Genomic DNA, 12632 nt, shown 5'->3' with positions numbered 1-12632 from the left:
TTCGCTCGAAACGAGCGGATCGCTATGCAGGTAAACATGACAGCTAATTCCCGACCCAAGCCACGATCGCAGGCGCGCGCCGCCGCGCGTCTCGCCGCCGTCCAGGCGCTGTACCAGCAGGAAATGGAGGGCACGCCGGTGCCGCGCCTGCTGGCTGAGTTCCACCAGCACCGGCTGGGCGCGACGATCGAGGATGTCGAATATGCCGACGCGGACGCGATGTTCTTCGACGACATCGTCAAGGGCGTCGACGCGCGCCGCGACGAGATCGACGCACTGATTTCGGGCAAGCTGTCGGCAGGCTGGACGCTGGAGCGGCTCGACAAGCCGATGCGCCAGATCCTGCGCTGCGGCACCTATGAACTGATCGCACGCGCCGACGTGCCGACCGCGACGGTCATCAGCGAATATCTCGACGTCGCCGACGCGTTCTATGACAAGCGCGAAAAGAGCTTTGCCAACGGCCTGCTCGACGCCGTCGCGAAGGATGTGCGGCGCTGACCCGCTTCGGGAGCCCATGAACGAAGCCGACTTCATCGCCGCGCTGCGTGCGCTGCCGCTCCATGCGGGGGCGGAGGCGCTGGCGGACGATGCCGCGTTCCTGCCGCCCGACCTTGTGCTGACCACCGACAGCATTGCCGAGGGGGTGCATTACCTGCCCGGCACGACGCCGCAGGATGTCGCGTGGCGGCTGGTGGCGACCAACCTGTCGGACCTGGCGGCGAAGGGCGCGCGGCCTGACGGCGTGCTGCTCAACTATCCGCTCGGCGACAACGCGTGGGACCGCGCGTTCGTGGCGGGGCTGCGCGAGGTGCTGGCGCGGTTCGATTGCGCGTTGCTGGGTGGTGATACCGTGCGGCTGATCGCCGGCGCACCGCGGACGATCAGCCTGACCGCGATCGGGCGCGCCAGCCACTTGCCGATCCCGCGCCGGTCGGGCGCGCGCGCCGGCGACAGCATCTGGGTCGCGGGCGCGATCGGCGATGCGATGCTGGGCCACCGGCTGGTCGCGGCGGGCGACTTGCAGCCGGGTGCGCTGGTCGCCGCCTATCTGCGCCCGCAGCCGCTGGTCGCGCAGGGGATCGCACTGGCCCCCTTGGTCAGCGCGATGATGGACGTGTCCGACGGGCTGCTGATCGATGCGGCGCGGATCGCGACCGCGTCAGGCGTGACAATGGCGATCGAGCGGGCGCGCGTGCCGCTGAGCCCGACATTCCGTCGCGTGGCGCAAGGCGACGACGCGGAGGCGGCGCTGCGCTGGGGCGATGACTATGCGCTGTTGTTCACCCTGCCCGCCGATCGCCACCCGCCGGTGCCCGCGACGATGATCGGCCGGGTTGAGGCGAGCGGTAGGTTCCCGGTCACGCTGGACGGTGAAGCACCCGCCGGGGCGCTCGGCTACCAGCACTGACCGGCATCGGGATTGCTGCAGTGCACGCCCGCTTGCGCTGCCTCGAACGCCATCTATACCTCTCAACCGACGCGGAACCCGGCCCATTCCTACGAGGCCAGCCGCGCAGGGAAATCAGGGGAAGGATGCCCATCGAATGAACATCGTTTACATCGCCATGCTGTGCGGCGTGATCGCCGTGCTCTATGGCATCTTGACCAGTCAGCAGGTGCTGCGCGCCCCGGCGGGCAACGAGAAGATGCAGGACATCGCCGCCGCCATCCAGGAAGGCGCCAAGGCGTATCTGGGCCGGCAATACCGTACCATCGCCATCGTCGGCGTGATCGTCACCGTGGTGCTCGCCGCGACGCTGGGCTTTCTGTCGACGGTCGGCTTCGTGATCGGCGCGGTGCTGTCGGGCATCGCCGGCTATATCGGCATGAACATTTCGGTGCGCGCCAATGTGCGCACGGCGGAAGCGGCGCGGACCAGCCTGCAGGGCGGGCTCACCCTGGCCTTTCGGTCGGGTGCGATCACCGGGATGCTGGTCGCGGGCCTCGGCCTGCTGTCGATCGCGGTGCTGTTCTGGTACCTCGTCGCGGTCGACGGCCATGCGCCGAATGACCGCGAGATCATCGAGGCGCTGACCGCGCTGGCGTTCGGCGCGTCGCTGATCTCGATCTTCGCGCGGCTGGGCGGCGGCATCTTCACCAAGGCGGCGGACGTCGGCGCCGACCTGGTCGGCAAGGTCGAGGCAGGGATTCCCGAGGACGATCCCCGCAACCCCGCCGTCATCGCCGACAATGTCGGCGACAATGTCGGCGACTGCGCGGGCATGGCGGCCGACCTGTTCGAAACCTATGTCGTCACGCTGGGCCTGACGATGGTGTCGATCGCGCTGCTGATCACGGCATCGCCGGCCGATCTGCTGGCGCTGATGGCGCTGCCGCTGATCGTCGGCGGCGTGTGCATCATCACGTCGATCATCGGCACCTACATGGTCCGGCTGGGCAGCAGCGGATCGATCATGGGGGCGCTGTACAAGGGCTTCTGGACGACCGCGATCCTGGCGATCCCGGCGATCTATTTCGCCACCGCCTATACGCTGGGCGACCTGAACGCGGTGATCGGCAGCTCGGGATTCCTTGATCCCGCCACCGACACGCTTTCGTCCCAGCCGCTGGGAACCAGCGTCGCGGACGGCGGGCTGAGCTTCACCGGCATGGACCTGTTCTGGTGCATGATGATCGGGCTGGGCGTCACCGGGCTGCTCGTCTGGATCACCGAATATTATACCGGCACCCAGTTCCGCCCGGTGCGGTCGATCGCGAAAGCCTCCGAGACCGGACACGGCACCAACGTCATCCAGGGGCTGGCGATCAGCCTGGAATCGACCGCGCTGCCCACCCTCGTCATCGTCGTCGCGGTGATCGCCGCATATCAGCTGGCCGGCATCATCGGCGTGGCGTTTGCCGCGACCTCGCTGCTGGCGCTTGCGGGCATGGTCGTCGCGCTCGACGCCTATGGCCCGGTCACCGACAATGCCGGCGGCATCGCCGAGATGGCGGGGCTGCCCGATGATGTGCGCGTGCGCACCGATGCGCTCGACGCGGTCGGCAACACGACGAAGGCGGTGACCAAGGGCTATGCGATCGGATCGGCGGCGCTGGCGGCGCTCGTGCTGTTTGGCGCCTATACCGAGGATCTGAAGCGTTATTTCGGCGGCATCACCGTCGATTTCTCCTTGAGCAACCCGTACGTCATCGTCGGGTTGCTGCTCGGCGCGCTGCTGCCCTATCTGTTCGGCGCGTTCGGCATGACTGCGGTCGGCCGCGCGGCGGGCAGCGTGGTGCAGGACGTGCGCGACCAGTTCCGCGACAATCCCGGCATCATGGCGGGCACCAGCCGCCCCGACTACGCGCGCACCGTCGACATCGTCACCCGCGCCGCGATCAAGGAGATGATCGTGCCGTCGCTGCTGCCGGTGCTGTCGCCGGTCGCGGTCTATTTCATCATCACCGGCGTGGCGGGGCAGGCCCAGGGCTTTGCGGCGCTGGGCGCGATGCTGCTGGGCGTGATCGTCTCGGGCCTGTTCGTCGCCATCTCGATGACGTCGGGCGGCGGTGCGTGGGACAATGCCAAGAAGTACATCGAGGACGGCAATCACGGCGGCAAGGGCAGCGATGCCCACAAGGCGGCGGTGACCGGCGACACGGTCGGCGACCCGTACAAGGACACCGCCGGCCCGGCGGTCAACCCGATGATCAAGATCACCAACATCGTCGCCCTGCTGCTGCTCGCCGCGCTGGCGGGCGGTGGCGCATAGGCCGATCGTAAAGCGTCGTCCCGGCGCAGGCCGGGACCGCGATCCGCTGGCACAAGCGCGAGATTGGAAAGCGGCCCCGGCCTGTGCCGGGGCGACGACCGGTTCGCTCACTCCGCTTCGGAGCAGTCTCGATTGGACACGGCCAGCCGTATCCGCTCCCCCTCTCCCGATCGAAGCGGGGGCGAGGCATGGATCTGGCGACGAAACTGATCGAACTCGAAAAGCGCACGGCGCAGCATCGCGAGTTCCTGTTGACCGAGGAGGCGGCAAAGACCGCGCTGGTCATGCCCTTCCTTCAGGCGCTGGGCTATGATGTGTTCAATCCAGCGGAGGTAATTCCCGAGTACACCGCCGATGTCGGGACCAAGAAGGGCGAAAAGGTCGACTATGCGCTGGCAATCGACGGCAGATTGTCGATCCTGATCGAATGCAAGCCGTCGTCGGTCGACCTCGACCTGAAGCATGCCAGTCAGCTGTTCCGGTACTTCACCACCACCGATGCGCGCGTCGCCATCCTGACCAACGGCGTCGTCTATCACTTCTATTCCGATATTGATCAGCCCAACCGCATGGACGAAAAGCCGTTCTTCGTCTTTTCAATGGATGCGATCCGTCGCACCGACCCGGCGACACTCGAACGCTTTTCGCGCAGCCAATTCGACATTTCGGCGATCATCGCCGAGGCGGGTCGGCTGAAACTGCAGTCGCAGGTGCGCATCGAGCTGGAGCGCGAATTCGCCAACCCGTCGGACGAGTTCGTCCGCATGATTGCCGGAAAGGTCCAGAACGGGCGGATGACCGCAGCTGCGCGCGAGCAGTTCCAGCCGCTGCTCGCCGCGACGATCGCTGCGATCATCCGCGACCGGGTCAACGACCGCCTGACCTCCGCGCTCAACGTCGCCAACCCGGCCGGCGAGGTTATCGCCGAGGGCATATCCGACGATATGTCGGAGGGCGATGGCGTCATCACGACCGATGACGAGATCAGCGGCTTTCGCATCGTCCAGGCGATCGCGATGCGCCATGTCGACCCCAAGCGGGTCGTCATCCGCGATTCAAAGAGCTATTGCGCGATCCTGCTCGACGACAACAACCGCAAGACGATTGCACGGCTGCATTTCAACAGCCCGACGACGCGCTATGTCGGTACGTTCGTCGGCAAGACGGAAACGCGACACGCCGTCGCCGCGCTCACCGACATCTATCAGCTCGAACCCTATATCGCGGCCCGCCTGAAGGAACTGGACGGCAGCGACGGCGAAGCCTCGCTTTAGCCCAGCACCTTGATCGCTTCGACGAACACTTCCGGGCGGTCCTCCTGACAGAAGTGCGCGGCGCGCTCGACGATGGCGTGGGGCTGGCCCCGGGTGCCCGGCACCATTGCCTGGAAATAGGCGTCGCCGCCCGCGGTGATCGGGTCGCTGTCGCCGAACAGGGTCAGGAACGGCCGCTCGAACCGCTCGAGCCCCGCCCAGGCGGCAGCGTTGTCGATCGCGCCGGGGTCATCGCGGCTGATCGGGACGAGCAGAGGAAATGCGCGCGCCGCCGCCTTGTAGCTTTCGTCGGGAAAGGGTGCGTCATAGGCGGCGACTTCGGCGTCGCTGAGCGTGCGCACCGTCGCGCGCTGAAGGATCGGGCCGATCGCAAAGCTGTCGCTGGTCGCAGCAAATTCGCGCCACGCGAGAAACGCGGGCGCCGGCGTCCCGCCCAGCGGCAGGAAGGTGTTGCTGGCGATCACCCAGCGGAAGCGGTCCGGGTCGAGCCCGACGACGCGCAGGCTGAGCAATCCGCCCCAGTCCTGGCAAAACAAGCCGATGTCGCGCAGCTCCAACCGGTCAAGGAACTGGGTGAGCCACGCGACGTGGCGCGCATAGCTGAACACATCGCGGTCGACGGGCTTGTCCGATTTGCCGAAGCCGATCAGGTCGGGGACGACGACGCGGAAACCCGCCGCCGCGACGGGACCGATCATGTGGCGATAGAGATAGGACCAGCTGGGTTCGCCGTGCATCATCAGCACGACCGGCCCGTCGCGTGGCCCCTCATCGACATAGTGCTGGCGGACCATGCCCAGCGGCCCCGCGTCGATGTCGATGTAGTGCGGGGCGAACGGATAGTCGGGCAGACCGGCAAAGCGGTCCTCGGGTGTGCGCAGGATGGTCATCGGTGTCCTCTCGATCGTTAATGCATTTTCTTGCTGGTCTTAATGCGTCGCACGACAGCGACCTTGCGCAAAGTTGCCCTTCCTGTTTGCTATCATGCCAAATCGTTTTGGGAGGAGGGACCTCTCCATGTTCATTGCTCTTTTCCTCATGTCGATCCAGGCCACTACGCAAGCGCCAGACATGTCCGCCGCGGCATGTAGCGCGGCGGAATGGCGGCTGATGTTCGTGAACGGCCCGCGCGGCGAGGAGATTGCCGGCAGCCGAGAGGCATTGCTTCGCGCCCTGCGTCGCGGCAGCCCGGTACGCGTCAGCTGGGGCGAAGCGGATGCCGAGGGGAAATGGTCGGTTGAGGAATTCGCCAACACCACCTTCGTCAACATCATGGGCGGCCGAGATGTGGTGGCGCAGATCGAGCCTGCGCTGATCCAATCGCACTATACCGAAGTTGCCAAAGCGGGGCTCAAGACTCCACTTGTGCTGTGGCGCAGCATCATCGCAACCGACGGGCGGTTCGAGGCGGTCACCACCAATGCACAGAGCGGCAAGCAGCTGCGGGTATTGGTCCAGCGCACGACCGTGCACTGGTATGCCCTGGCACCGGATCCACGCTGTGACGCACGTCCGCTGCCTGACCTCGCGCCACGCGGCCGACTGAACATCATCGAGCGCGACGAACGCGCTGATCCCTAGCCCTGGGGGCGGCTGATCGCGGCAGTCACATTAGCGCAGGATCGGCGATCCCTTTCCTTTTGGCGCGGCTTGGCGTAAAGGCCCGCGACTTAATCCCATTTGCCACGAGGTTTGTTTGGCCAAGGAAGAACTGCTGGAAATGCGCGGACAGGTTGTGGAGTTGCTTCCCAACGCCATGTTCCGCGTCAAGCTTGAGAATGATCACGAGATTCTGGGCCACACCGCGGGCAAGATGCGCAAGAACCGCATCCGCGTGCTGGTCGGCGACGAGGTCCTCGTCGAACTGACGCCCTATGACCTGACCAAGGGCCGCATCACCTATCGCTTCAAGTAAGGCGCGAGCCCGACATGCGGCTCGTCCTCGCCTCCACCAGCCCGCGCCGCCGCGACCTGCTGGGTCGCCTCGGCGTCGCACCTGATCGCCAGGCCGCCCCCGACATCGACGAAAGCCCGCTGAAGGGCGAGTTGCCGCGCCCCTATGCGCTGCGGCTGGCCGAGGCGAAGGCGCGCGCGATCGATCGCGCACCCGACGAAATCGTCGTCGCCGGCGACACCACCATCGCGGTCGGCCGCCGCATCCTGCCCCCCGCCGAAACGGAAGCGGTGCAGCGCGAATTGCTGTCGCTGCTGTCCGGGCGACGCCACCATGCACTGTCGGCGGTGTGCGTGATCGACGCGGCGGGCCGCGCCCGGCTGAGGCTGGCGGACACCATCGTCGCGTTCAAGCGGCTGACCGCGGCCGAGATCGACGCCTATGTCGCGTGCGGCGAGGGGCTGGGCAAGGCCGGCGGCTATGCGATCCAGGGGCGCGCCGAGGCGTTCGTCCGCTATCTGGCCGGCAGCCATTCGGGCGTCATCGGGCTGCCGCTGTTCGAGACGCGCGCGCTGCTGGCTGCGGCAGGTGTTCCGCTTGGCTGAGTGGCGGGTCGAGCGCGGGATCGGCGAGACCCGCGCGATCCGCGTCGTCGACGGGCGCATCATCGAAGCACGCATCGAGCCTGAAGACGGGCTGCGCGCCGGGGCGGTGATCGCCGCGCGACTGGTCAAGCGCATCCCCGCGCGCAACCAGGCTATCGCCACATGGGACGGGGGCGAGGCGCTGGTGACGCCGCTGCCCGCCGGGGTCACCGAGGGAGCCGCCTGCCGGATCGAGATCACCCGCCCGCCCCTGCCCGAACCCGGCAAGCCCAAGCGCGCCCGCGCCCGCCCGGCCGCGCCCGATGCGGTGCCCGGCCCCGGCCTGACGCTGGCCGAACTGCTGAATGCGCCCGCGACCGTGCCGACTCGCGCCGACGATTTCGAGGCGCTCGGCTGGTCCGAACTGCTCGAGGAGGCGGCGAGCGGCCGCGTGCGCTTTGCCGGCGGGGAGCTGACGATCAGCCTGACGCCGGCGATGACGCTGATCGACGTCGATGGCGAGGCCGCTCCGGCCGAGCTGGCGATCATCGGCGCGCGCGCCGCCGCCGAAGCCATCGTCCGGCTCGACCTCGCGGGATCGATCGGCATCGATTTGCCGACGACGCCCGACCGGTCCGCGCGGCTGGCCGCGGCGGCAGCGATCGACGCGGCAATCCCCCAGCCGTTCGAGCGGACCGCGGTCAACGGTTTCGGCTTTATCCAGATCGTGCGGCGCAGGTCGCGACTCTCGCTGCCCGAGCTGGCGGCGAGCGATCCGGTCGGATGGCATGCGCGCGCCGCGTTGCGGATCGCCGAACATACGCCCGGCGCGGGGCCACGCACGCTGACCGCGCACCCCGATCTGGTCGCGCGGCTGGCGGCGCATCCCGACTGGCTGGCGGCGCTGGAACGGCGGATCGGTGCGGCCGTGATCTTGCAGGGCGACGCGCGCCGCGCCATATCCGCCGCGCATGTCCAGGCGCGCCACCCCTGAAAGCTGCCCGCGATGCGGCAAACCGGTTTCCGTCGATTTCCGGCCGTTTTGCGGGCGCGGATGCAAGGATCGCGACCTGCTCGCCTGGCTGGACGAGGGCTATCGCCTGCCCGGTGCGCGCATCGATCCGGATGATGCAGCAAATGCAAATGTCGGGCTGGACAGCGACGCCGACGCTGACTAAGAGGCCGCTCTTTCCCGGCTACTGCCGGTGATGCCCAGGTAGCTCAGTTGGTAGAGCATGCGACTGAAAATCGCAGTGTCGGCGGTTCGATCCCGTCCCTGGGCACCATTTCCCCACTGAACGCCGTTTCTGCTGAACGACTTTTTCCGGTTGAACGACGTCGCCGCCCGCCGACGCCGACCGCGTCCGTCCGCGCCCATCCGCATCGCCTAAGCCGCTTTCCTTCGGAACAACCGGGGACGGCGACGGGTTAGGTTCGGGACGGGCCAGAACGGAGCAGCATATGTCGACCAACCGAAGCATCTTTCCCTGGGCGGCATTGGGCGCGGGGGCCGTTGCCGGCGCGGCATTGCTGCTGCAGCGCGACAGCGCGCGACCCGGATCGGGCGGGCAAGGCGATTCCGCGCCGGGCCGGACGGCGCGGCGGCGGTGGTTCGGCGACTATGCGGTGACGGGCAAGACCGTCACGATCGCCAAGCCGGGCCGCGCCGAGCTGTATCGCTTCTGGCGCGACTTCACCAACCTGCCGGCATTCATGGAAAATCTGGAAGCGGTCGAGATGCTCGGTGAGGGCCGCTCGCGCTGGCACATTCGCGGTCCGCTGGGCACCGTGACGGTCGAGAGCGAGATTGTCGCGGCGCGCGAGGGCGAACTGATCGCGTGGCGATCGGTCGCGGGGTCGGAAATCGACACCGAGGGTCGCGTGGCATTTCGCGACGCGCCGGGCGACCGTGGTACACAAGTCGAGCTGGTCGTCGCGTACAAGCCGCCGATGGGCAGCGCCGGCCGGGCCGTCGCGACGCTGCTGCAACGCGAACCCGAAATCCAGGCGCGACGCGACCTGAGGCGTTTCAAGATGCTGATGGAAACCGGCGAGATCGCGACGTCGACCCGTCAACTGAAGCTGGAGGAGACCGCCTGATGCGCGCGCTTTGCTATCACGGCACCCATGACGTCCGCGTCGATACCGTGCCCGACCCCGACATCGTCAATCCGCGCGACGCGATCATCAAGGTGACGTCGACCGCGATCTGCGGCTCCGACCTGCATCTTTATGACGGCGTCATCCCCGCGGTGATGCCGGGCGACGTGCTGGGCCACGAATTCATGGGCGAGGTCGTCGAAACGGGGCCGGAATCGACATTGGTCAAGGGCCAGCGGGTCGTCGTCCCCTTCACCATCGCGTGCGGCAGCTGTTTCTTCTGCGGGCAGCAGCAATACAGCGCCTGCGACAATTCCAACCCCGTGGACAAGCGCGAGATGTCCGAAACGCTGTACGGCACGCCGATGAGCGGGCTGTTCGGCTATTCGCACCTGACCGGCGGCTATTCGGGCGGTCAGGCCGAATTCGTGCGCGTGCCGTTCAGCGATGTCGGGCCGATCGTGATCGACGACGACACGCTGGAGGACGAACAGGTGCTGTTCCTGTCCGACATCCTGCCGACGGGTTGGATGGCGGCCGAAAACGCCGCGATCGAGGGTGGCGATACGGTCGCGATCTGGGGCGCCGGGCCGGTCGGGTTGTTCGCGGCACAGAGCGCGGTGCTGATGGGCGCGGCGCGCGTGATCGTGATCGACCATTATCCCCATCGCCTCGAACTCGCGCGGCAGATCGGCGCGGACACGATCAACTTCCGCGAGACCAACGTCCGCGAGGCGCTGATGGAAATGACCGGCGGCATCGGCCCCGATGCGGTGATCGATGCGGTCGGCATGGAAGCGCACGGCTTTGCGATCGACAACATGATCGACGTCGCCAAGCAGACGATCGGCATCGGCGCGGATCGGGCGGCGGCGCTCAAACAGGCGATCCTGGCATGCCGCAAGGGCGGACGGGTGTCGGTGCCCGGCGTTTATGGCGGGATGACCGACAAATTTCCGATCGGCGCGCTGATGGAAAAAGGTCTGACGCTGAGAACCGGCCAGACCCATGTGCAGAAATACAGCCGGATGCTGCTCGACATGATCATGGCGGGCAAGATCGACACGACGTTCCTGATCTCGCACCGCTTGCCGCTCGAACAGGCGGCCGAGGGCTATCGCAACTTCAAGTCGAAGCAGGACGACTATACCAAGGTCGTGCTGAAACCCGGCATCGCATAGGGCCGATCGCCGGTCAGCCTGCGCTTCGGCCGGGGATGGGCTGGCGGGTCAGCAAGGGGGCGCGCATTCGGGCTTGCACAAGACGACACGCCGTGGAAGCGGGACGCCGAACCGATTGGATCAACAAGGGCAAGGACGGCAATGCCGCAAAGCGTTTCGCGAACGGGATCCCAGGCGACATTCAGCGCGAGTTTCGGAACACTCGCCGGGGTCTGCGCGGCGCTCCTCTTCTTCCTGATCACCGGCGCGCTTTCTTACACCAATGTCCGCGAGCTTCGTGCCGATACCGCGCGCGTTGTGCACACGCACAAGGTGATGACCGAATTCGGCAACTTGTTGTCAGCCGTGCAGGACGCGGAGACCGGACAGCGCGGGTTCCTGCTCACCGGTGACGAACGTTACCTTGATCCATATCGCGCGGCGATCGCGCGGGTTGCTTCCAGCGTTGAAAGGATCGACCTGCTGACGCGGGACAATGCGCAGCAGCAGGCAAGCCTGCGCGCGCTGACCCCGCGCGTCGCGGCAAAGCTCGCGGAGCTGCGCGAGACCATCAACTTGCGACGCGTGCGTGGACCCGATGCCGCTCTTTCGCTTGTCAGCACCGATCGCGGCAAGGTCGAAATGGACGCGATCCGCGCGCAACTGGCCCGGATGCGCGCCGACGAGCAACGCCTGCGCGAGAGCCGGCTGGCCCAGATGGACGCCGGTTTCTGGACCTTGACGCTCAGCGGGTTGCTGACCACGCTGCTCGGCATCGGCCTTACGTTGACGGTGGGCCTGCTCGTCCACCGCGCCGAACGCACGCGCCAGCGCCTGGCGTGGCTGCAGGCGGGCGAGGTCGGGCTGAGCCAGGCGATGCTGGGTGATCGCAGCGTGGCCGAACTGGGTGACAGCATCCTCGATTTCCTGACCAGCTATCTCGGCGCGCAGGCGAGCGCGCTGTTCAAGGGCGAGGACGGCGTGTTCCAGCGCACCGCGATGCTGGGCGTCGCCGGCGACGCCCCGGTGCCCCAGCTGTTCAGGGAGCGCGAGGGACTGCTGGGCCGCGTGGCCGCCGAAGGGCGGCCGACCGTCATTTCCGACGTGCCCGACGGCTATCTGAAGCTGGGTTCGGCCCTGGGCCACGATCGGCCACGCCACCTCGTCATCGCGCCGTTCAGCGCCGACGGGGTCGTCAACGCGGTGGTCGAGTTCGGTTTCCTGCACCCCGTTGAGGACCGCACCCTGGAGCTTCTGGCGCGCGTCGAGCCGACCGCCGGCGTGGCGCTGCGATCGGCGCGCTACCGGACCGAATTGCGCAACCTGCTGGAGGAAACCCAGCGCCAGTCGGAAGAGCTTCAGGTCCAGAGCGAGGAATTGCGGGTTTCCAACGAAGAGCTGGAGGAACAGGGTCGCGCGCTCAAGGAAACCGCGGTGCGGCTCGAACAGCAGCAGGTCGAGCTCGAACAGACCAATTCGCAGCTGGAGGAACAGGCGCAGCTGCTGGAAACCCAGCGCGACGACCTCGCCCGGTCGAGCGCAGCGATCGAGGCCAAGGCGCGCGAGCTGGAGCAGGCCAGCCAGTACAAGTCCGATTTCCTGGCCAATATGAGCCATGAGCTGCGCACCCCGCTCAACTCGCTGCTGATCCTGTCGCGGCTGCTCGGCGACAATCCCGACGGCAACCTGACCGATGAACAGGCGAAATACGCGCGCACGATCGAAGCGTCGGGCAACGACCTGCTCAACCTGATCAATGACATCCTGGATCTGTCGAAGATCGAGGCGGGGCATATCGAGATGCGCGCGGAGCCGGTCGCGACCCGAAGGCTGGTCGCCGACCTGCGGCAGACATTCGACCCGGTCGCGAACGACCGCGCGATCGATTTCGTGGTCGAGGTCGC

At 67.0% G+C, this 12632-nt stretch carries 13 protein-coding genes and 1 tRNA gene; 13 read left to right on the top strand and 1 reads right to left on the bottom strand.

Features of this window, described 5'->3' with window-relative positions:
- The first annotated feature begins 36 nt into the window (after positions 1 to 36).
- From nusB to AX709_RS00215, 4 genes are all read left to right on the top strand, one after another.
- A complete protein-coding gene (gene nusB, locus AX709_RS00230) occupies positions 37 to 501 on the top strand; it encodes a transcription antitermination factor NusB (RefSeq protein ID WP_066481892.1) in 465 nt (154 codons plus the stop codon).
- 16 nt (positions 502 to 517) lie between these two features.
- Positions 518 to 1411 carry a thiamine-phosphate kinase gene (thiL, locus tag AX709_RS00225; protein ID WP_066545572.1) on the top strand — a complete coding sequence of 298 codons (894 nt, stop codon included), beginning with the start codon at positions 518 to 520 and terminating at the stop codon, positions 1409 to 1411.
- Between the two features lie 136 nt (positions 1412 to 1547).
- Entirely contained in the window at positions 1548 to 3716 is a 2169-nt protein-coding gene (locus AX709_RS00220) for a sodium-translocating pyrophosphatase (protein WP_066545506.1), read from the top strand.
- Between the two features lie 188 nt (positions 3717 to 3904).
- The gene (locus tag AX709_RS00215) at positions 3905 to 4990 is read left to right on the top strand and encodes a type I restriction endonuclease (protein WP_066545502.1); all 1086 of its coding nucleotides are present in this window, start codon (positions 3905 to 3907) and stop codon (positions 4988 to 4990) included.
- On the opposite strand, the gene AX709_RS00210 is transcribed toward AX709_RS00215, so the two are convergent.
- On the bottom strand, positions 4987 to 5880 hold the full coding sequence (locus AX709_RS00210) for a haloalkane dehalogenase (RefSeq protein WP_066545500.1): 894 nt from the start codon (positions 5878 to 5880) through the stop codon (positions 4987 to 4989). The two genes, AX709_RS00215 and AX709_RS00210, sit on opposite strands and share 4 nt — an antisense overlap.
- A 73-nt stretch (positions 5881 to 5953) precedes the next feature.
- On the opposite strand from AX709_RS00210, the gene AX709_RS00205 reads away from it, so the two are divergent.
- From AX709_RS00205 to AX709_RS00165, 9 genes are all read left to right on the top strand, one after another.
- Positions 5954 to 6571, top strand: a complete 618-nt coding sequence (locus AX709_RS00205; RefSeq protein WP_156454081.1) for a hypothetical protein — start codon at positions 5954 to 5956, stop codon at positions 6569 to 6571.
- A 115-nt stretch (positions 6572 to 6686) separates the two neighbouring features.
- A complete protein-coding gene (gene infA / locus AX709_RS00200) occupies positions 6687 to 6905 on the top strand; it encodes a translation initiation factor IF-1 (protein ID WP_010162480.1) in 219 nt (72 codons plus the stop codon).
- 14 nt (positions 6906 to 6919) lie between these two features.
- Positions 6920 to 7489 carry a Maf family protein gene (locus AX709_RS00195; protein WP_066481831.1) on the top strand — a complete coding sequence of 190 codons (570 nt, stop codon included), beginning with the start codon at positions 6920 to 6922 and terminating at the stop codon, positions 7487 to 7489.
- Positions 7473 to 8462 (top strand): ribonuclease, encoded by a 990-nt coding sequence (locus AX709_RS00190; protein ID WP_331709691.1) that lies wholly within the window; start codon positions 7473 to 7475, stop codon positions 8460 to 8462. Before AX709_RS00195 ends, AX709_RS00190 begins: the two co-directional genes overlap by 17 nt.
- Entirely contained in the window at positions 8440 to 8646 is a 207-nt protein-coding gene (locus tag AX709_RS00185) for a DNA gyrase inhibitor YacG (RefSeq protein ID WP_066476283.1), read from the top strand. Before AX709_RS00190 ends, AX709_RS00185 begins: the two co-directional genes overlap by 23 nt.
- 32 nt (positions 8647 to 8678) lie before the next feature.
- Positions 8679 to 8754: transfer RNA gene (locus AX709_RS00180), tRNA-Phe, on the top strand.
- Positions 8755 to 8929: 175 nt separating this feature from the next.
- A complete protein-coding gene (locus AX709_RS00175; protein ID WP_066545496.1) occupies positions 8930 to 9568 on the top strand; it encodes an SRPBCC family protein in 639 nt (212 codons plus the stop codon).
- Positions 9568 to 10749 (top strand): zinc-dependent alcohol dehydrogenase, encoded by a 1182-nt coding sequence (locus tag AX709_RS00170; RefSeq protein ID WP_066545493.1) that lies wholly within the window; start codon positions 9568 to 9570, stop codon positions 10747 to 10749. The genes AX709_RS00175 and AX709_RS00170 overlap by 1 nt, the downstream gene beginning before the upstream one ends.
- A gap of 141 nt (positions 10750 to 10890) precedes the next feature.
- Positions 10891 to 12632, top strand: a 1742-nt coding sequence (locus AX709_RS00165) for a CHASE3 domain-containing protein (RefSeq protein WP_156454080.1), incomplete at its 3' end; no start/stop codon positions are given.

The organism is Sphingomonas sp. CCH15-F11 (assembly GCF_001557005.1).
Lineage (GTDB): Bacteria > Pseudomonadota > Alphaproteobacteria > Sphingomonadales > Sphingomonadaceae > Sphingomonas.
The sequence above is the reverse complement of the archived record's forward strand: the minus strand, read 5'-3'. Positions and strand labels throughout refer to the sequence as shown.

Coding starts and splice junctions, on each gene's coding strand:
- nusB (WP_066481892.1), top strand. CDS start 37: ATGACAGCTAATTCCCGACCCAAGCCACGATCGCAGGCGCGCGCCGCC.
- thiL (WP_066545572.1), top strand. CDS start 518: ATGAACGAAGCCGACTTCATCGCCGCGCTGCGTGCGCTGCCGCTCCAT.
- AX709_RS00220 (WP_066545506.1), top strand. CDS start 1,548: ATGAACATCGTTTACATCGCCATGCTGTGCGGCGTGATCGCCGTGCTC.
- AX709_RS00215 (WP_066545502.1), top strand. CDS start 3,905: ATGGATCTGGCGACGAAACTGATCGAACTCGAAAAGCGCACGGCGCAG.
- AX709_RS00210 (WP_066545500.1), bottom strand. CDS start 5,880: ATGACCATCCTGCGCACACCCGAGGACCGCTTTGCCGGTCTGCCCGAC.
- AX709_RS00195 (WP_066481831.1), top strand. CDS start 6,920: ATGCGGCTCGTCCTCGCCTCCACCAGCCCGCGCCGCCGCGACCTGCTG.
- AX709_RS00185 (WP_066476283.1), top strand. CDS start 8,440: ATGTCCAGGCGCGCCACCCCTGAAAGCTGCCCGCGATGCGGCAAACCG.
- AX709_RS00175 (WP_066545496.1), top strand. CDS start 8,930: ATGTCGACCAACCGAAGCATCTTTCCCTGGGCGGCATTGGGCGCGGGG.
- AX709_RS00170 (WP_066545493.1), top strand. CDS start 9,568: ATGCGCGCGCTTTGCTATCACGGCACCCATGACGTCCGCGTCGATACC.